Raw genomic sequence first — 20,689 nt, 5'->3', positions numbered from 1 at the left:
GACAACATGGCGAATATTTCTGAAATAAGTATAAAGAGGCCGGTACTCTCGACCGTTATGATGCTTATCCTCCTGTTGTTCGGGATGATTGGTTATAAATTTCTGGGAGTGCGTGAGTTCCCGAGTGTGGACAATCCTATTATATCGGTGAATGTATCCTATCCGGGTGCTAATGCCGAGGTTATCATGAACCAGATTACGGAGCCGTTGGAACAGAACATCAACGGTATTCCGGGTATCCGTTCGTTGAGTAGTGTCAGTAGCCAGGGAAGTTGCCGTATTACGGTAGAATTTGAATTGTCTGTAGATCTGGAAACGGCAGCAAATGACGTACGTGACAAAGTATCACGTGCCCAACGTTATTTGCCCCGTGATTGCGACCCTCCAACTGTATCGAAAGCGGATGCGGATGCAACTCCGATTATGCAGATCGGTATCCGGAGTAGTAAGCGTTCGTTGATGGAACTGAGTGAAATTGCCGAATTGACGGTAAAGGAACGGCTTCAGACAATCCCGAATGTAAGTGGTGTGGATATCTGGGGGCAGAAACGTTATTCCATGCGTTTGTGGTTGGACCCCATCAAGATGGCTGGTTACGGAGTCACTCCGTTGGACGTGAAAAATGCGGTCGATGCAGAAAATGTCGAATTACCTTCCGGCAGTATCGAAGGGAATACCATAGACCTGTCTATCCGTACGCTCGGTTTGATGCATACTGCAACAGAATTTAATGATTTGATTATTAAACGGGATGGCGAGAATATTATCCGTTTTCAGGATGTAGGGCGTGCCGAGGTAAGTCCGGAAGATTTGCGAAGCGTGATGCGTAAAAACGGAGAGCCGATGGTTATCGATGTGATTATCCCGCAGCCGGGTGCCAACCAGATTGAGATTGCCAATGAAGCCTATAAACGTATCGAGCAGTTGGAAAAAGACTTGCCGGAAGATGTTACGGTCGAAATGGTGTATGATAATACCCGTTTTATCCGTGCCTCCATCAAGGAGGTGGAAGAAACAATCTATGTGGCTTTCCTTTTAGTGGTATTGATTATCTTCCTGTTCTTGCGCGACTGGCGTGTGACGATGGTGCCTGTGGTGGTAATCCCCGTTTCACTGGTCGGAGCGTTCTTTGTGATGTATGTCTCGGGTTTCTCAATCAATGTGCTGACGATGTTGGCGGTAGTGCTTTCGGTCGGTCTTGTGGTAGACGATGCGATTGTGATGGCAGAGAATATCTATGTGCGTATCGAGCAGGGGATGGAACCGAAAGAAGCGGGTATCGAAGGTTCGAAGGAAATCTTTTTTGCTGTAGTGTCTACGACGGTAACACTGGTATCTGTATTCCTTCCGATTGTTTTTATGGAAGGTATGACGGGGCGTTTATTCAAGGAGTTTAGTATTGTGATTGCCGGTTCGGTGACGATATCTTCTTTTGTCGCTCTGACTTTCACACCGATGTTGGCAACTAAACTGTTGAAAAAACGGGAAAATAAAGGTTGGTTATATACGAAGACCGAGCCGTTCTTCGAGGGATTAAATAATATATATGCGAAGACATTGAATGCCTTCCTGAACCATAAGTGGTGGTCCATACCTATCGTTGTGATTCTTTTCGGCTCTATCGGTTATTTCTGGAATACGATTCGTTCTGAGTTATCTCCGTTGGAAGACCGTTCCTCTATCTCGATTAATATTCGGGCACAGGAAGGGGCTACTTTCGAGTTTATCCGCGACTTTACAGACCAGATTGCTACTATGGCTGATACATTGGCTCCGGAACGTCAGGCATTAACAGTGCGTGCCAATAATAGTAACGGATATATTACGGTTTTGCTTCCGGATATCAAGGACCGCAAACGTTCGCAGATGGAAATTGCCGATGTGTTATCGAAGCATGTGCGTGGAAAGACGGAAGCCCGTGCATTCGTACAGCAACAATCCACTTTTGGCGGACGACGTGGAGGTATGCCGGTGCAATATGTATTGCAGGCAACCAGTCTGGAGAAGCTACAGGAACATTTGCCTGCTTTCATGCAGAAAGTAAATGAAAGCCCCGTGTTCCAGATGGCGGATGTAAACCTGAAGTTTACGAAGCCTGAAGCCCGTATCGAGATTAACCGTGATAAGGCCTCTTCGCTGGGGGTTAGTACTCGCACGATTGCACAGACATTGCAGTATGCGCTGAGTGGTCAGCGTATGGGCTATTTCTATATGAATGGAAAGCAGTATCAGATATTAGGCGAAATCAACCGGCAACAGCGTAATACGCCGTTGGATTTGAAATCTATCTATGTACGCAGTGATGGCGGTGAGATGATTCAGTTGGATAATCTTGTATCCTTGAAAGAAGATGTGGCACCACCTCAGTTATACCGGTATAACCGTTTTGTGTCGGCAACCGTGTCCAGCGGCTTAAATAAAGGCTATACGATTGGGGATGGTTTGGATGAGATGGACCGTATTGCCAGCGAGACATTGGATAGCAGCTTCCGTACTGCTCTATCCGGCGAATCAAAGGAATTTCGGGAAAGTTCGGATAGTTTGATGTTTGCCATGATTCTTGCCTTGTTTATGATTTATCTGGTATTGGCCGCACAGTTCGAGAGTTTTAAAGACCCGTTGGTGGTGATGTTTACCGTACCATTGGCTATTGCAGGTGCATTAATCTTTATGAGTTATTCGGGTGTGACTATGAATATATTCAGCCAGATCGGTATAATCATGTTGATAGGTCTGGTGGCGAAAAATGGTATCCTGATTGTCGAGTTTGCCAATCAGCGACAGGAATCCGGATTAAGTATGGCCGAGGCTATCCGCTCTGCATCGATACAACGTTTGCGCCCGATTCTGATGACGAGTATTTCTACTATTTTAGGTTTGGTCCCGTTGGTATATGCCTCGGGTGAAGGTGCACAGGGACGTATTGCAATGGGTATTGCGGTAGTGGGAGGTATGCTTGTATCTACATTCCTTACCTTATTTATCGTACCGGCCATGTATAGTTTTATTTCAACAGACAGACATGTAAAAAAAGGCAAAGCATGAGACGAGAGTTAATTATAGGAGTATTCGCAGTCTTGGCTGTTTTTTCAGCAAAGGCTCAAGAAGTGTACAACCTCAAACGGTGCATAGAAACGGGGTTGGAACGTAATTATTCAATCCGTATCATTCGCAACGAACAGCAGATAAGCGATAATAATGCAACGATAGGAAATGCCGGTTATCTGCCTACGGTGGATATGAGCGGCGGCTTTAGCGGTACAGTCAATAATAACAATAACCGGATGACTGATGGAACGACCGAAAAGTCGAACGGGATAACGAGCGAAACAGCCAATGTCGGACTGAACGTTAACTGGACTGTTTTCGATGGATTCGGTATCCAGGCGGAATATTCCCGTTTGAAGGAGTTGAAACGCATGGGAGAATTGAATACCCGTATGACTATCGAGGACTTTGTTGCCACCCTGTCCGGTGAATATTATAACCTGATTCGCCAGAAAATCCGTTTGCGCAACCTGAAGTCGACACTCGATCTGTCGAGAGAACGCTTGCGTATCGTAGAAGAACGGTATTTTATCGGTTCGATGTCCCGTTTGGATTTGCAGCAGGCTCAGGTCGACTTTAATGCAGACAGTTCCAATGTGCTGAACCAGCAGGAGGTACTCCATACTTCCCGTATCCGCCTGAATGAACTGATGGCACTCGATAATGTGGAGGAAGAGATCATGATAAAGGATTCTTCCATCACTCCCAATCCTTTTCTGGATGAGGTAGAACTATGGCAGAATACGCTGGCATCCAATGCTTCCTTGCTGATAGCCCAAAAGAACCGTACAATCTCCGAACTGGATTTGAAGAAAATAAAGAGCCGGAACTATCCGTATGTAAAACTGAATGCCGGTTATGGCTATACGGCAAACTGGAATGAAGTGGGAACTACAGACCTGCAACGACGGCTTGGGTTGAATTATGGCTTGACTGTCGGAATAAGTATTTTCGATGGTTTTAACCGCCGCCGTGAACAGCGAAATTCACGTATTCAGATTGAAAACCAAACGTTGAAGACACAAGAATTGGAATTGTCTCTCCGCGCCGACCTGAGTAACTTTTGGATGGCTTACCGGAATAACCTGAATTTGTGGAGCCTTGAAAAAGAGAATCTGGTTGCTGCTCAGGAAAATTACCGCATTGCAATCGACCGGTATAAGTTGGGAGAATTGTCCGGTATCGAGCTGCGTGAAGCCCAGAATAGTTTGTTGGAAGCAGAAGAACGACAGTCTATTGCCGAATATTCAACCAAGCTGTGTGAAGTTTCTTTGCTCCAATTAAGCGGACAGATATTAACCTATACGGCTCCGGAAGACGATAAAGCAAGCTTCTGAGAATTCGCTTTTTCGTGCATATGTATTATTTTTGCTGGCTAAAACAGATAAATATGCGCATTATACCAAAGGCTAATACATTGCGGAAAAGCATATTGTTATATAGGGGAATCCGGTACAGGAAAGGGTACGGGGTTCATTCTCCTTTTGTATTTAACCTGATAACCAAAGTAATAGAAGAGCGATGTTCTTATTATAGTTTTAATGAAATCGAGTTGATGCGGAGAAAGTTACTTTTCCGTGAAGATATAATTACTTATCCCGACAGGCAAAAGAGGGGTAAATTAAAGAAACGTACTATCGGGGAAATCGTGAAACGGGAGGCAATCAAACCGAAACATGGCGCTTTACTGTTCCGTTTATCGAATTATTTCAAATCTAAAAATATTCTTCAATTGGGTCCCTCAATGGGGTTATCTACTCTGTATCTTACTTCTTATGCCACAGGGTTAAAATGTATAGCCTTGGAGAATGTTCCTGAGTTTGCGTCTATCGCCCGCCTTGTCTTTGATAAAGCTGCGCGGAATCCGGTCGATTTGCGTGTAGGGGGGTATAAAGAACTCCTGCCTCAAGCCTTGGTGGATATGGAGCGGATTGATTTCGTATTCTTCAATACCCTGTATGAACAACAAAATAACCTTTGGCTGTTTGAAGAATGCCTGAAACATATACATGAAGATACAGTCTTTGTCTTCGAAGGTATCAAATCCAGCCGTAAGATGCGTGAGTTCTGGGAAAATGTATGTAATCATCCGGAAGTAACCGTGACTGTCGATTTATATTCTATGGGAATCGTGTTTTTTAATAAGCGGCTGCATAAACGGGATTATATTGTTTATTTTTCTTCCTGATAATTTGCAGGGCTCGCTAAAAGAAATGAATTTTATGCCTTGTTTTGCAACATCTTGATTGCATAGATGATTATATGTATGTAGAATTAAAGATTTATAGATATGAAAAAGAGTATAATATATACCGGGACAGGTGATAAAGGCACCACTTCCCTAGTGGGAGGACAACGTGTGTCCAAAGCGCATCAACGTATCGAAAGCTATGGTACGGTGGATGAATTAAATTCTTTTATCGGTTTGCTGATTACTTCGCTCGAGGATAAAGCCGACCAGGATTTCCTGCTTTTTATACAGCATAAATTATTTACTATCGGTTCTTATCTGGCAACCGACCAGGAGAGTACCGAACTGAAGATAGAAAGCAAGGTGATGCCCGAAACGATTACCCGTATCGAACATGAAATAGACCGTATAGACGGTGAATTACCTAAGATGCGTAATTTTGTTTTGCCCGGAGGAAGCCGTTCCGCATCACTGGCACATGTATGTCGTACCGTATGCCGCCGCGCAGAACGCCAGATTTACCGTTTGGCTGAGACTGTAGAGGTTGAAGAACCTGTACTTGTTTTTATGAACAGACTCTCTGATTATCTGTTTGTTCTGGCACGTAAAGAGTGCATCCGCAATAATGGTAAAGAAATAATATGGGATTATACTTGCATCTAAAGAATATTGTTTTATTTTTGCGGAAAAATTGGAAACCTGACTACTGCAAGGTAGTTATTAATACTAGACAGCTATGTATTGGACATTAGAGTTAGCTTCAAAACTGGAAGACGCTCCCTGGCCTGCAACCAAGGATGAATTGATTGATTATGCACAACGTTCAGGTGCGCCTTTAGAAGTAATAGAAAATTTGCAGGAAATGGAAGACGAAGGCGAGATTTACGAATGTATGGAAGATATCTGGCCGGATTATCCAAGTAAGGAAGACTTTTTCTTTAACGAGGAAGAATATTAATGTGCGGTAAACGCATTTTGAATTAAACGTATATTTCTTTAAGTAATGAGCTCGGTATTTAACCGGGCTCATTTCATTTATATCGTATCGTACGAAAATCTGATGAGCTGGACGAGAGGATTCACCGTTTGCCGTTTTGTAACGACAGTCGTTACCGTCCCATAACTACCGACGTTACCGCTCGGTAATTGCGATCGTTACCGTTCGCTAACTGCAATGATTACCGCCCGGTGTCTGTTGCGGAAACTGTAGTTTTTATTTTCTTCCCCTAATTATACAATTTATCCGGAAAAGTCCCGTTTATATTTAACGTGAAGAGAAATTGATTTATCTCTGATAAGTAAATAAGGAATAATTGAATCCGGATGAAAAAGTTATTGATGGCGTTGATAGCAATCCTGTTGTGTGTATCCTGTGGCAATCCTTTGCTGAGTGGCGGGGGAGAGGCGGTTTGGAATAATCCGCTTGCACTTCGGGAAGCGGCTCCCGAAGGTATGGTTCTGATAGGCAGAGGTTCTTTTAATATGGGGCCTGCAGAAGAAGATTCTTTATGGGGGTATCGCCCGATGGCTAAAAACGTTTCTGTCGAGTCGTTCTGGATGGATGAAACGGAAGTGACAAATGCCGAATACCGCAAGTTTGTTTATTGGGTGCGCGATTCCATTATTCGTGAGCGGCTTGCCGATCCTGCCTATGGAGGGAATGAGCTGTATAAAATTACAGAAGATAAATACGGGGAACCGGTAACTCCCTTTTTAGATTGGAGCCGCGCTATACCCTGGCGGCATCCGGACGAAGATGAACAGGCAGCTATAGAAAGTATCTATTCCAGAAACCCGGTTACAGGGGAGAAGAGACTGGATGCCCGCCAAATGAATTTTAAATATGAATGGTACGATTATACTTCGGCGGCTTTAAGCAGGAATAATCCGTATTCAGGCACGGCCGTTATGATATCCAAGGATACGGCATACATCTCCGAAGATGGTAGAATTGTGAATGAAACGATAACACGTCCGTTAAGCGGTCCCTGGGATTTTCTGAATACATATATTGTAAATATTTATCCGGATGAAACCTGTTGGATAAATGATTTCAGGAATGCCTGCAATGAACCTTATATGCGTTTGTATTTTACTCACCCCGGATATGATGATTATCCGGTAGTCGGCGTCTCTTGGGAGCAGGCAACTGCCTATTGTGCATGGCGGACCCATCAATTTCGTCAATCCCGGAATGGGAGGGGCGGCCAGTTGTCTGAACCTTTTCGTTTACCGACCGAAGCGGAGTGGGAGTATGCGGCACGTGCAGGTAGGAATGAGAATAAATATCCGTGGGATGGAGAGGATATGCTGTGCAAAAAAGGATGTTTCCGGGCAAACTTTAAACCCGGAAAAGGGAACTATGTGGAAGACGGACATTTGATAACAGCACGTACGGGTTCTTTTCTTCCTAATAAATATGGTGTATATGATATGGCTGGTAATGTGGCAGAGTGGACTTCTACTGCCTATCAGGAGACCGGGCCTGTCCGGATGAATGACATAAATCCGGATTTACAATATCGTGCAGCAAAAGAAGACCCTGCCGTGTTGAAAAGAAAAGTGGTTCGTGGAGGTTCATGGAAAGATATAGCCCGTTTTGTCCGCTCGGATATGCGGACCTTCGGGTATCAGGATGAAGCACATGCCTACATCGGTTTTCGATGTGTGCGTACGCAGGTTGGATTTGCCGGAACAAAGAGATACAGAAAATAATAATAACCGGAGTGACTATGGGGAAATACAGGATTTATAAGAACAGATTGGAAATGTTTCTTGCCGGGAAGCAGGGAAAACGGATATTGAATTTTTGTTACAGTTGGGGCGCTTCTGTCGTTATTATAGGGGCTATGTTTAAAATTCTCCATTGGCCCTATGCAAACCTGATATTGGTGGTTGCAATGAGTATAGAAGCACTTGTATTTTGGGTTTCTGCATTTGAGGTTCCAGTAATGGAAGAAAAAATTTCGAAGCAGGCAACCGGGGAACCTGAAAGGTTGCCTTATCTGCTTCATGATTGTTTAGGGCAGATAGACAGAGTAAACCGGGACGTGTCCCTTCTAAATACCCAGTATAAAGGGCAATTGGAATATATCAGTTCGCAGATGGAAACAATTGAGCGGATAAACCGTGAACTGGTGGAATTGAATCGTGTCTATATCCGCCTGTTATATGAAATGGAGAAAAAACATGAATGACTGCATGACGTCCCGCCAGAAGATGATTAATCTGATGTATCTTGTATTCATTGCGATGACGGCATTAAATATAACTTCAGATAAACCTGCAGGAAATGCGGGGATATACGCTTTATTTCCGGTTGATACCGGAAATCATGGGACAAATAGATTTCCATTGTTGATGATACCGGAGTGCCCGGTAGCCGTGGAGCAGAAACGGGAAAAGAAAGACAGTATATTCCGCAGTATGGAAAAACAATCCGAACCACTCCATTCCGAAGCGGCAGTGGTTCCCTTGCTGACAAATATCTTGTATGCCGGCATTGCCAATCCTTTGCATATTGTGGTGTCTGGGGTTTCCGGCAAGCGGGTGAATGCAGGAATAACAGGAGGAAAACTGTCCCGTAAAGGAAATATCTGGGAAGCATATCCGCCGAAAGCGGGAGTGAATGCAATTGTTACTGTAACTGCCGAGATGCCGGATGGAAGTCGTAAAATGATAGAAAAAAAGATATTCCATGTCCGTTCTTTACCGGAACCACAGCCTTATATAAGCTATAAAGATGTGGAAGGGAATGCCCGTTTATTTAAGAATGGATGGATAACTAAACATAGTTTGCTTGAAGTCGATAGTTTGTTTGCCGCAGTTGATGATGGAGTGTTAAATATTTCTTTTAAAGTCCTTGGGTTTGAGCTGGCATTTTTTGATTCGATGGGAAATGTAATACCTGAAGTTTCGGAAAATGCCGGTTTTACCCATAGGCAAAAGGAACAAATCCGTCGCCAGGAAAAGGGTTCCCGTTTTTTTATTACCCGTATCAGAGCTTTGGGGCCGGATAGCCTTCTCCGGACTTTGGCTCCTATGGAAGTTTATCTGAAGTAGAACAAATAGCTCTTAAAAGGTATTGGTCTGTCTTATTTAATGATAACGAACGATGAAACAATTTATTTTATACTTGCTTATATCTCTTCTCTTTCCCGTTTTGACAGAGGGGCAGGAGGCTGTTGTTATGCAACCTGCCATCCGGAAGAGTCCCCGGTTTAGCCGTGGAGAAAGGCCGAATGTAGAAAGAACGGATACAAATTTGGTAGCTTCTGTCCGAATGCAGCGTTTTTATGATGGACAGGCTCTGCACCCCAGTCATGCATGCTGGGAATATATACTTTACCGACAGGTCGATTTGGCACAGGAGGAAAATATTCCCTTATATAACTTTGTCAGGACGGCATATGGTAAAGAGAACTTGTTCTCTATCCTTTTCCGGCTTCTCAGGGAGGATAAACTTTCCGCTTTCGAGTATCTGGGAGGGTACGAAGATTTTAGCACTGATTTTCCAATCTCTTTCCAGAACATATCCAAACGTTTTCATTTATCCGGCGATGATATTCCCGCTACCGATATTAAATCTTATTATGTGAAAGAAGCCTGGTATTTTGACCCGGATAATTCCATGTTTAATGTAGAGATTCTTGCCATTTGTCCTATCCTTACATCCTATGATGAAAGAGGGAAATCCTCCATGCCGGTGTGTTGGATAATTTACAAGGATTTATTCCCTTATATAAATACCGTTTACGTACAGACATCGGCAGCTAATCGGTCCGTTACTTATACGATTGATGATTATTTTCGTTGTCGCATGTACAAAGGTGAGATTATAAGAACGGAGGGAGGAAAAAGTCTGCCATTGAAGGCGTATTGCCGGACACCGGATTCCCTTAGGAGGGAACAGGAAGCTATTCAATGCCGCTTGACGGATTTTGAGAAATCTTTATGGGTACAATCTGATACATTATTTTATTTTTATAAAAAAGGTAAATAGGCTGGTTCTCTTTTGTACAATATTTTGGCAGGAAATCCCAATTTATCTGAAAGAGTAAAAAGGTAAAGATTATTGCATACTTTTGCACCATTATAACTAACTTTTCTTTAAACAATTAATTACGATAGGGATGAAACAAAAAGAAGTTGCGAGGCTGATGTCTATGGAAGAAATTCATGAAAAGCCGGAAAGAGATGGTACCGGAGTAAAAAAGTATCTTTTATCAATGTCTGTATTACTTATAATACTGGCAGCATCTTGTCAGAAAGATGATAAGGGGAATAAGAGAAATGATCAAAGTAGCATACATGTGACGGCAAATCTTTCACAAGGTGAAGTGACTAAAGCGGATATTGAACCGGGGGATAAAGGGGCAGAGGTATTTTGGACTTCGGGAGATATGATTGGTGCATTTGGAAAAGTTGAAGACAACATTTATTCCTATTTGGGAAATCTGACCACCCCTATTAGCGAAAGAGCTAAAAAAGCAAGTTTTGAAGGAAATATTGTACCTGCTGTTGATGAGAGTTATTATGTGTTTTATCCGGCTAATTCTTCATTTGTGACAGACAAGCCGGATGGCACTTCATTGGCTTTGGATTTAGCCATCCAGGAAGGGACAATAGGAGAAAACTATACTTATCTTAGTCCATATATGTATATGGTAAGCAAAGAACCGGGTGTTCCGGATAATGATAATAAGATTGAATTTACGATGAAACATCTTTGTGCACTGTTGCAATTTAATATAACAGTTCCAAGTACGCTGACTCATGTCTTTCTGAAAAGTATTTCCGTATCAGGTAATAATCTTGCCGATAAAAAAGGTTTTAATGTATATACGGGAGAACTTCGGGATGTTGCAGGTGCGGGAAACCAAATAACCCTTGGATTTCCAAATAAAAACAGACCGGATTTGAGTTCGAAAGAAACAACTGTTGCCATGACGGCTTTTCCTGCTTCGGGAGGGGATTTGCAGGTTAGAGTGATAGTCGAAAACGATGGAGTTGAAATGTACCAGGATTTTCTGACTACCGTAACTCAGGCTTTTGAAGCCGGAAAAAGATATAATAAGACAATGAATCTGGATGCTTTAAAAAAGTCGATAATAAAGCCTGTCATAATTGATCCGGTGAAAAAAACGGCGCTAATTACAAACCTGGCAGAATTGGCTTGGGTTGCTGATGTTACTAATGTGGGAAACAGCACTTATTCCGATGGTACAAATTATAATGGTTTTACTGGTTGGACTCTGACTCAGGGAAAAAAGATAGATCTTGATTATACGGATTGGACTCCTATAGGGGTATCTGATAATAATGCATTTAAAGGAACATATAATGGGGCTGGGTATGAAATAGAAAATGCATTAATAGGGACAGATGCTACCGGCACTGGTATCGGATTATTCGGATATATTTCATCTGGAACGATTGAGAACCTGATTTTGTCTTCTGGCTCAGTTCATGGTAATACAAAAGTTGGAGGTATTGCCGGGCATATAGATAATGGATTGATTATTAATTGTATAAATGAGGCGAATGTAAATGCCGGTAGTCAGGATTGCGGTGGTCTTGTTGGGGAAGCTGTGAACATATCTGCAATAATCGCTTCAGTGAATTATGGGCTTATAAATGCAAGTACAAATAATAATCTCAGTAATTTGGGTGGTATTGCCGGGAGAGTGACCAACTCTGCAGTAATCGCTTCTATCAATCATGGACATATTGATGCGGATATGTTTGCCGGGAATCCTTATGATTGTGGTGGGGTTGTTGGACTGATAGATAGTAACGGGCGTATGGTTTCTTGTATAAATGAAGGTATTGTAGATGGGATAGATAGAATAGGTGGAGTAGTAGGCCATATGAATGATTATGACGAGGCCGGTACTAAAGAATTATATTTTGTAAATAATCCATCGTTGAAGGTCTCAGGAGGAGGTGGTAATAATTGGCTTCAAAAAGGACCGAGTACTGTTGCCGAATTAAATAGTACAGCTATTATATCTTCTTTGAATGATGCAATAGCCGAATGGAATAACAATAATCCAACGAAGGCAAGTCCAAGTAAGTTCGCAGCCGGAGAGGATAATGCAATACCTAAATTAGTACCTGTAAATGAATGATTTCCTTTGATACATTCATATATTTTTATTATCCCCGACAGGCTTTGCCCTGCCGGGGATTTTTTTTATTGTTCAGTATGAACGGCTCTTACAGTTTATGTATCACTTTCATCAACTGGTCTCCCAATCCGATTGTGTATCCCTGGGATACAAATACAACCCGGTTGAAGGTATCGGCAATGATAAAGATGGGTAACGAATGTGCGTTCTGCAATTTCATAGCTGATACTATTTCTTTCTGGATAGCTCCGTCAATATCAAGGCCGTAAGTGATAGTGTTCGGGAGTTCACCGAATTCTTTTGCATCAAAGCTGTCTAATCCTTTCTGGTCCGGGAATAGCAGAACGATGCCGCGTCCCCATTCTTCCAGGTCTTTTTTTACAGCGGCGATGTCGCGCATAGCATGGTTCGTCGGTTCCTGACGGGCACCCAGAATGGCTACGATATAGTAACCCCGTCCGGTAGTTGCCAACAAGCTTGTTTCTTCACCATTGTCGGCACGTTTGTATTTATTTTCCGAGTTGAAATTACCGATTACCTGGATTTCGTCCTGGCTTTCGCGCATTTCCAGTTTGATATCGGTTGTTTTGCCCGGTTCAATATTGAAGAAGGTAATTTCAGACAATACACTACCGTTTGCCATGCGGGTTCCGGTAACCAGCATATAGTTGCCTTCGTCCATGGTAAGCGGTTTTTTCAGTAAAGCGCTCCAGGTATCTCCACCGCCCATATCGACGTCACCGGATTCGAAGTTTAGTGTTTGCAACTTGCCTGTCGGCAATACTTTGGCAATAGTGAAATGGCTATAATATTTCGGGTCTTGTAATGCTTTTATCGGCTGATAAGAAGCAACTACTTTACCCTGTTTGGCAACAACCTGTTCTACAGCTTCAAAATCCACATCTATCCATTTCCCGTCTTTTATATATTGAATTTTACCGGCAACCGGTTCGATACGTGCCGGAATACCCAGGCTGCGTGCAACGGCTACAAAGAAAATATTACGTGAACGGGTATCTGCTACACGGGATTTCCATACTCCCATCGGCATGATAGGAATACGCTGCGGATTTAATTCATTATTGATAGTGATGTTTTTCTTTACCCAGTCAACTAATACCTGCGGGTTTTCCTGTGCTTGTTTAGCCAATTCAGTGTCTACATTTGCTTTGAAATAACTTTTGTATGGAGTCAGGAATTCGTTGGAAACACGTGGGTTTAATATATATTCCGTATAGAACTCGCTTTTAACTTCGGGTGTGTTGTTCAAGTGGTCTGCCAGTACGGATGCGGGTGTATCACGTAGGTCTTTTGCCGAAATGACTTTCAGCAAATCCATAGCGGTAGCACGCTTGTCTGCTGGTGCATCACGTAGGAATTTTTCCAGTTCCATATAGTTTCCACGGCTGCCAATCATAAATTTGACGGTTTGCTGAGGGTCTATACCCAGTTCTTTGGCAAGCTCTTTCGCCTTATCTTCCGTATAGAATGTAGCTACATATTTATTACGGATAGCATCTTCTTCAAGTAAGCGCTTAGCATTGGCTTCCTTCTGTTCGGGAGTTACTTCTACCTGGATAGAGCCTTCTACCGGAGGTACAATATCGAGTGCTACGGTTTCGATGTCGCCTGGTTTTTTGTTGAGGGTAATTGTTACATTGTCGTCTTTGCCGAAAGACACTTTACTGTAACCGAATTTACCGTCTTTGGTAGCCCAAACCAGCATATCTCCTTTTCCGGCGGAAAGGAATGTTTTACCGTTTGCATCGGTTTTCTTATTCGCTACAGAGTAAAATTCTGCGTAATTGTATATTTTAAATTCTACGTTTGCTCCTACGCTCGGTGCACCGTTTTCGTCAACAACCGTGATGGTTGCTTTTGCCGTGGGAGCGTAGTTGTCTATTACGTTGATTTCGGTGTATCCGTCAGTTACTTCCATGACTTCTTCCGGGCCGTTGTATTTCCCGAATACTTTTGTGTGCATCAGCATGCCTCTGTAGGCAGGACCATTGAACCAGCCAAGGTTAAGAACAGGTTCAGGTTCGCAAGCTCCGAAGAAATACCATTTGCCATTCACCCAAGCTTCCACCCAGGCATGGTTGTCGTCCGTGTGTGCCCAACGCGGCGTATATACCTGGCGTGCCGGGATACCGACTGAGCGGAGTGCCGCTACTGTGAATGTTGACTCTTCGCCACAACGTCCGTAAGCCGTCTTGACGGAAGCCAGAGGCGAACTTGTACGTGCATCGGATGGAGTATAGATTACTTTTTCGTGACACCAGTGATTTACTTCCAGTACGGCATCATATAACGACAAACCTTTTACGCGGTCTCTCAGTTCATTATAGAATACCATACGGCTTTCGTCCAGGTTTTCGTTGTTTATGCGGACTGGCAATACGAAATGGCGGAAAATATCTTCAGGGATACTGTCGCCCCAAGGCATTTCAACCCGTGCAAGGAATGAACTGCGGATATTGTCCAGATAGAATTGTCCGTTGTAATCGGTAATATCTCCTATAGGCATGTAAGCGTACAGGAATGTGAGGGCTTCCTTTTCATCGGAGGTCATGGATTGGTCGAATACGGAAAACAGATTCCCGTTTGGTAAAGCGGCTTGTTTTGCCTGGAAATCCTTTTCAACTTCTGCTCTGAATGCATCGTCAGAGATAAAATGTTTTTGATTGTTGCAGCCTGTCCAGATAAACAAGGCACACAATAGCGTAAATAGATGTTTTTTGTTCATAAAGCGATAATGTATATGCGCCAAAATTAGTGAATAATATGATATGAGACAAGTATATAACTGGTAATAGATACGTTTGGATAAGGTATGGAAGAGGATGAAAATGGCAGAGTTAATATTTTATTTTATTTATTAGTGCTTTTTGTCAGGTATTAATGAATTGTAAATCCTTGAAAATTGTTTATTTTGTAGTAAAATAACCCCAAAAAGAAATAATATACTATGTTCCACAATGCAGAAGAAGTATTACTAATAGCTTCCGTTATCTTATTTTTAAGTATTTTCGCAGGTAAGGCCGGTTACCGTTTCGGACTCCCAGCTTTGCTGTTATTCCTTGGAGTGGGAATGCTCTTTGGTAGTGATGGGTTAGGCATACAATTCAGCGACCCGCATATTGCACAGTTTATCGGTATGCTGGCTCTTAGTATCATTCTGTTTTCAGGTGGTATGGATACCAAATTGGCAGAGGTAAAGCCGATAGCCTCACAAGGGGTGGTACTGGCGACGCTCGGGGTCCTTATTATGACGTTGGTGACGGGTGGTTTTATTTATTATTTATCGCTTCTTGCTACCGGATATGAGACACTGACTTTGGCTGAGTCTATGCTATTGGCTGCTGTAATGTCATCTACCGATTCTGCATCCGTTTTTTCAATCTTAAGAAGTAAAGGAGTTTATTTAAAACAGCGTTTGCGTCCGACTCTTGAGTTGGAAAGTGGTAGCAACGACCCGATGGCATATATGCTTACCTTACTATTGATTGCTTATATCCAGATGGGAGGAATGAATTTCCAGGAGGCAGCGTTGTCTTTGACTATCCAGTTAGTAGTGGGTACATTGGCGGGTTATTTGCTGGGTAAACTGGCGGTTTACGTTATTAATCATATTAATATAGCGAACGAATCATTATATCCGATCCTTTTGTTGACAACTGCATTCTTTACTTTTTCTGCCACAACCCTTTGTAAAGGAAACGGGTATTTGGCAGTATATATTGCCGGGCTGGTGGTCGGTAATTCCCGAATTGTCCATAAAAAGAGCATGGGAACTTTCTTTGATGGTTTTGCCTGGTTATGGCAGATTGTGATGTTCCTCACATTGGGGCTGTTGGTTAATCCTCATGAATTGCTTCCTGTAGCACCTATCGGTCTGACTGTCGGTATTTTTATGATTTTAGTTGCTCGTCCGTTAAGTGTCTTCCTTTGTTTGATACCTTATAAAAACTTTACGTTTAAGGGGAAATTGTATATATCGTGGGTCGGATTGCGTGGTGCGGTACCGATTATTTTTGCTACCTATCCGATGATTGCCGGTATAGACCATTCCGGAATGATTTTCAATGTCGTATTTTTTATAACAATCCTTTCTTTGGTTCTCCAGGGGACAACTGTTACTATTGCGGCTAAATGGCTCGGGCTGGTTGACGAACCGCAGCGTAAAGATGAATTTGGTATAGAACTTCCGGAAGAAATAAAGAGTGCCATGAGCGAAATAGATATTACTCCCGCCGTATTGGAGCATGGCAATAAATTAATGCAATTGACTTTGCCTGACCATACCCTGGCGGTAATGGTAAAACGGGATGGTCATTATTTTATTCCTAAGGGGAATACCGAATTAAAAGAGAATGATAAGTTGTTGATGATTTCGGACGACGATAGCGCCCTATTGCAGGCTTATGAGGTATTAGGCGTAAAGGATTATACACTAAAGAAGAATTAATTTCTCAAATATTTGGTTTTTTATAAAAAAGCATTACCTTTGCACCCATTATTGAAGCGTCTGTGGTGTAATTGGTAGCCACGCCAGACTTAGGATCTGGTGCCGAGAGGCGTGGGGGTTCGAGTCCCTTCAGACGCACAAAAAGAAAAGCAACTTCTTCTGTAAAGAAAGAGTTGCTTTTTTTGTATCCGGAAATCAGACTTTATAGATTCTTCAACCATTTCTTTCCCGCTGGGGTGTTTAGATAAATAGCTAAAGCACCGAATATGATGGTTTCAACGATAAAAAATAATGCTATTCCACTCATAATGTTATTACTTAAAAAAATTATTACCAATATAAACTAATAAAGCCGTAGAGAAACAACCAAATACAAGTACAATCCAGTCATTTAGATTAAACATGTCTGTTTTTAAAACTATTATTTCAGTTAAAACAGTAGCTGCAAAAGTATATACTGAAAAGGTAATCATTAGCAATAAAACGTAAAGCGCAGATAATCATGTATGTTTGTCGCTTGTAGTCGTTAGCTGTCCACCCTTGAAAAAGAAAAAAAGAGCGTATTCAGGAAGTAGTTCCGTTGCTTATCCATTACCCTTTTTAGAGGTCGGCAACAGGCAGAAAAACAAGGAATTAGGACGGACTTCTGTAAATCGGCTCGTTTCTCTCTTTTCGCTGTCCTTATTAGACCTTTGAGAGGTCTGTTTGTCAGTGTCTTGCATCATTTCAAATAACTCTGTTGGAAGTAATTTTATCAACTTAAAAAACAGAGATATGAAAACAGAATTGAAAGTACATTTCTACCTAAGAAAGACCGATGAAAAGAAAAACGGCGAGTGTCCCGTTATAGGAAAAATTACCATCGGAAAAGACGTGGCACAGTTCAGCGCAAAACTTACCGCCAAAGCATCCCTTTGGGATATTGTTTCAGGCAGGGTAACAGGCAAGAGTAAACACGCTACCGAAATAAACGCCACACTGGATAAAATCAATGTAGCGGTAAACACCAGTTACCGCAAATTACAAGAAATAAAAAATACTATCACCGCAAGTGAGGTAAAGAACGCATTTCAAGGCATCGCATCCGGGCAGAAAACACTAATCAGCTACTTTGCACGCCACAATGAAGATTTTAAGAAACGTGTAGGCGTGAACCGTGAGCTATCCACACAGGTACAGTATGAAAATTCCCTGAACCATCTTAAACGGTTTATGTCGTTAAAATACAAGTTATCGGATATTCCATTTACACAGCTTGATTTCTCTTTCATCGAGAAATACGATTTTTATCTGCGTGTGGAATTGAAATTAAAACCCAACACGATATTAGGCATCATGCGCCATTTGCGTAAAATGATAAAACTTGCCACTGGTGAGGGGATTATAACCCGTGACCCGTTTGACGGTTATTCACCTGAAAGACCCAAAGCCGAGCAGAAATATCTGACACGTGACGAATTGCAGAAGATAATAACCACGCCCTTAGACCATCCATGCAGGTACTTAACCCGTGATATGTTTCTATTTTCTGTTTTCACCGGATTGGCGTACAGGGATATTTGCAACCTTACAGAAAAGAATATTGTCAGGGCTTCCGATGGCGTGCTATGGATAAAAACCACCCGGCAGAAAACCGGAACGCCTTGTGAAATTCCCCTGATGGAAATACCCATGCAAATCCTTGACAAATACAAAGGTTTAGCCCTTGACGGTAAACTGTTACCAATGCAAAGTTGCGGCAGGTCGAACAAGAACCTGAAAGTTATCGCTGAAATATGCGGAATAAAACGTAAACTAATTTTTCATGCCGGAAGGCACACATACGCATCCGAAATTTGCTTATCTCAAGGCGTACCGATAGAAACAGTAAGCCGTATGTTAGGACATAGGGATTTACGTTCCACGCAGATATACGCAAAAATCAGCAATAATAAAATATCAGAGGACACCGACAAACTGGAAGAACGGATAAAGGATAAATTCCGGTTGGTTGGCGTAGAGCAATAAACAAATCATTCTAAATAACTATCAATATGGAAAAGAATACAAAAGCCAAAAGAAGCACCTTTGCTATCTTGTTTTATCTCAATACGTCCAAACGTAGAAAAGACGGTACTTGCCCGATAGTCGGACGTATAACGGTAGATGCAAATTCCGTGCAGTTCAGCACGAAAATTAATCTTTCTTCCCCTGATTGGGACGCAAAGAAAGGACGGGCGAAAAAAGAAAGAAAGGAACTTTCCGATATAAACCGGACGCTTGACCGTTTGGAAAAGCAAGTAAAAGCCCACTATTCCCGGATAGTGGAAACAGAGGGGTATGTAACAGCCGAAAGGATAAAGAACGCCCTGAACGGTATAGGTGAAAAAGCATCCCACCTGTTACAGCTATTTCAGGAACATAACACCGAATTTGAAAAACGTGTAGGCGTGAACCGTGTTTATGATACTTATTATTCTTATCTATTGACATACAAACATCTTTCAAACTTTATCCGCGTGAAATACAATTCGGAAGATGTGCCGTTAGTCAGCCTTACACATAAGTTTATAAATGATTTTGATTTCTATTTGAGGGTAGAAAAGCGGATGCAGGCAAGCACCGTTTTAAGCCGCATGATTGCATTGAAAAAGATAATTACACGTGCCATCAATCAGGGAACACTAAAACGTAACCCGTTTATAAACTATGTGGCGGAACAGCCTTTGAAAAAGTACAGGCATTTGACGGAAGATGAATTTCAAAAGTTACTCACCACTCCGATAGCGACTAAAAGATATTACCGCACAAGGGACTGGTTTGTCTTTTCGTCTTTTACGGGGCTGTCTTATGTGGATATGTGCGCTTTGGCGGTGGAGAACCTGATAACGGAACAGGACGGCAGCACATGGATAAAGATACCACGCCAAAAGACGGGGACGGTATGCAGCATCAAATTGTTAAGTATTCCTTTGATGATTATAGAGAAATATAAAGATGAAAGGAAAACCGATAAAGTTTTCAATATGACAAACCTTGCAGGCATAGAAGCAAACCTGAAAGTAATCGCCCGATTATGCGGTATAGACCGGAATTTGACCTATCACATGGCACGTCATACTTATGCGACCCAAACGTGTATCTCTCAGGGAGTTCCGATAGAAACGCTAAGTAAACTCATGGGACACCGTTCTATCCAAACAACGCAGATATACGCCAAAATCACCAATCAGAAAGTAAACGAGGACATGAAAAGACTGTTTACCGAAGTGAACGGTAAATACCAAGTGATTGAAAGTGATATTACTTCGGACATAGCACACAAGAAATTTTCTCAATGGCTGAAAGTAAAGCAGATATTTCCCGAAAAGAAATAATATACAGGTTAAAGAAGATAGGCAAAACCTATCTTCTTTTTAATTCATCCCTGCAACCTTGATTAGTTGCATTATCTCCGACAATGTGCCTTTAGGCTTGATTGTACCGTTCAGGAAACCGCCCAATTCCTCACTAAGTGTCTGACTGTCATAAACCGTAGTAATCGAACCACTGAAAGAAAAATCCTTTTTCCCTTCTTCATTCAATAGTTGTTGCAAAGTATCAACAAATTTATCAGCCATTTCACGCCTTTTAAAAACAAGGTTTGTCAGTTGTTTTTCCTTGTAATAAATAGTCAGTACGGCAACCGTATTTTCATTTTCGCTTAAATCTTCCATATTGGTATCACTTTAAAAGTTAAATTTCTACGAAGATAATAAAATACAAACGATTACTATCCGGCTTTCGTACTTTTTCCAAAGCTGAATAAAACATTAACAAAGATAAGCTCCGTATTCCGTCCGTTCAAGTCCAAGCCCTACGGGTTTAACTAAA

Annotated in this window: 15 protein-coding genes and 1 tRNA gene; 14 read left to right on the top strand and 2 right to left on the bottom strand. The window is 42.1% G+C overall.

Going from position 1 to position 20,689, the window contains the following annotated elements:
- The first annotated feature begins 6 nt into the window (after positions 1-6).
- The 10 genes from ACGE0T_RS18930 (at position 7) to ACGE0T_RS18885 (ending at position 12,369) form a co-directional block, all read left to right on the top strand.
- Positions 7-3,045 carry an efflux RND transporter permease subunit gene (locus ACGE0T_RS18930; protein WP_459188130.1) on the top strand — a complete coding sequence of 1,013 codons (3,039 nt, stop codon included), beginning with the start codon at positions 7-9 and terminating at the stop codon, positions 3,043-3,045.
- On the top strand, positions 3,042-4,385 hold the full coding sequence (locus tag ACGE0T_RS18925; protein WP_459188129.1) for a TolC family protein: 1,344 nt from the start codon (positions 3,042-3,044) through the stop codon (positions 4,383-4,385). Before ACGE0T_RS18930 ends, ACGE0T_RS18925 begins: the two co-directional genes overlap by 4 nt.
- 53 nt (positions 4,386-4,438) lie before the next feature.
- Positions 4,439-5,236, top strand: coding sequence for an O-methyltransferase (locus ACGE0T_RS18920; RefSeq protein ID WP_459188128.1), 798 nt, complete (start codon positions 4,439-4,441; stop codon positions 5,234-5,236).
- A gap of 102 nt (positions 5,237-5,338) precedes the next feature.
- Complete coding sequence (locus tag ACGE0T_RS18915; protein WP_459188127.1) at positions 5,339-5,902, top strand: cob(I)yrinic acid a,c-diamide adenosyltransferase; 564 nt, start codon at positions 5,339-5,341, stop codon at positions 5,900-5,902.
- 73 nt (positions 5,903-5,975) lie between these two features.
- Positions 5,976-6,197: a DUF2795 domain-containing protein gene (locus ACGE0T_RS18910; protein WP_005633363.1), complete on the top strand. Its 222-nt coding sequence runs from the start codon at positions 5,976-5,978 to the stop codon at positions 6,195-6,197.
- Positions 6,198-6,562: 365 nt separating this feature from the next.
- Positions 6,563-7,954: a T9SS ring complex lipoprotein PorK/GldK gene (porK, locus tag ACGE0T_RS18905; protein ID WP_459188126.1), complete on the top strand. Its 1,392-nt coding sequence runs from the start codon at positions 6,563-6,565 to the stop codon at positions 7,952-7,954.
- A 17-nt stretch (positions 7,955-7,971) separates the two neighbouring features.
- Positions 7,972-8,436, top strand: a complete 465-nt coding sequence (gene porL / locus ACGE0T_RS18900; RefSeq protein ID WP_459188125.1) for a type IX secretion system motor protein PorL/GldL — start codon at positions 7,972-7,974, stop codon at positions 8,434-8,436.
- On the top strand, positions 8,411-9,301 hold the full coding sequence (gene porM, locus ACGE0T_RS18895) for a type IX secretion system motor protein PorM/GldM (RefSeq protein WP_459188124.1): 891 nt from the start codon (positions 8,411-8,413) through the stop codon (positions 9,299-9,301). The genes porL and porM overlap by 26 nt, the downstream gene beginning before the upstream one ends.
- Positions 9,302-9,353: 52 nt before the next feature.
- Positions 9,354-10,241: a type IX secretion system ring subunit PorN/GldN gene (gene porN / locus ACGE0T_RS18890; RefSeq protein WP_459188123.1), complete on the top strand. Its 888-nt coding sequence runs from the start codon at positions 9,354-9,356 to the stop codon at positions 10,239-10,241.
- Between the two features lie 130 nt (positions 10,242-10,371).
- Positions 10,372-12,369, top strand: a complete 1,998-nt coding sequence (locus ACGE0T_RS18885) for a fimbrillin family protein (RefSeq protein ID WP_459188122.1) — start codon at positions 10,372-10,374, stop codon at positions 12,367-12,369.
- 88 nt (positions 12,370-12,457) lie between these two features.
- Here ACGE0T_RS18885 and ACGE0T_RS18880 read toward each other — a convergent pair whose 3' ends face one another.
- Complete coding sequence (locus ACGE0T_RS18880; protein ID WP_459188121.1) at positions 12,458-15,115, bottom strand: transglutaminase domain-containing protein; 2,658 nt, start codon at positions 15,113-15,115, stop codon at positions 12,458-12,460.
- 222 nt (positions 15,116-15,337) lie between these two features.
- On the opposite strand from ACGE0T_RS18880, the gene ACGE0T_RS18875 reads away from it, so the two are divergent.
- The 4 genes from ACGE0T_RS18875 to ACGE0T_RS18860 all read left to right on the top strand — a co-directional run bounded on the left by ACGE0T_RS18875 (position 15,338) and on the right by ACGE0T_RS18860 (position 20,193).
- Positions 15,338-16,837: a potassium/proton antiporter gene (locus ACGE0T_RS18875; RefSeq protein WP_459188120.1), complete on the top strand. Its 1,500-nt coding sequence runs from the start codon at positions 15,338-15,340 to the stop codon at positions 16,835-16,837.
- A 56-nt stretch (positions 16,838-16,893) separates the two neighbouring features.
- Positions 16,894-16,975, top strand: a tRNA-Leu gene (locus ACGE0T_RS18870).
- 636 nt (positions 16,976-17,611) lie between these two features.
- Entirely contained in the window at positions 17,612-18,844 is a 1,233-nt protein-coding gene (locus ACGE0T_RS18865) for a site-specific integrase (protein ID WP_459188119.1), read from the top strand.
- A gap of 26 nt (positions 18,845-18,870) precedes the next feature.
- On the top strand, positions 18,871-20,193 hold the full coding sequence (locus ACGE0T_RS18860) for a site-specific integrase (protein ID WP_459188118.1): 1,323 nt from the start codon (positions 18,871-18,873) through the stop codon (positions 20,191-20,193).
- 39 nt (positions 20,194-20,232) lie between these two features.
- On the opposite strand, the gene ACGE0T_RS18855 is transcribed toward ACGE0T_RS18860, so the two are convergent.
- The gene (locus tag ACGE0T_RS18855) at positions 20,233-20,532 is read right to left on the bottom strand and encodes a hypothetical protein (protein WP_044301351.1); all 300 of its coding nucleotides are present in this window, start codon (positions 20,530-20,532) and stop codon (positions 20,233-20,235) included.
- Positions 20,533-20,689: the final 157 nt, after the last annotated feature.

This window comes from Parabacteroides sp. APC149_11_2_Y6, assembly GCF_054506995.1.
The sequence above is the reverse complement of the archived record's forward strand: the minus strand, read 5'-3'. Positions and strand labels throughout refer to the sequence as shown.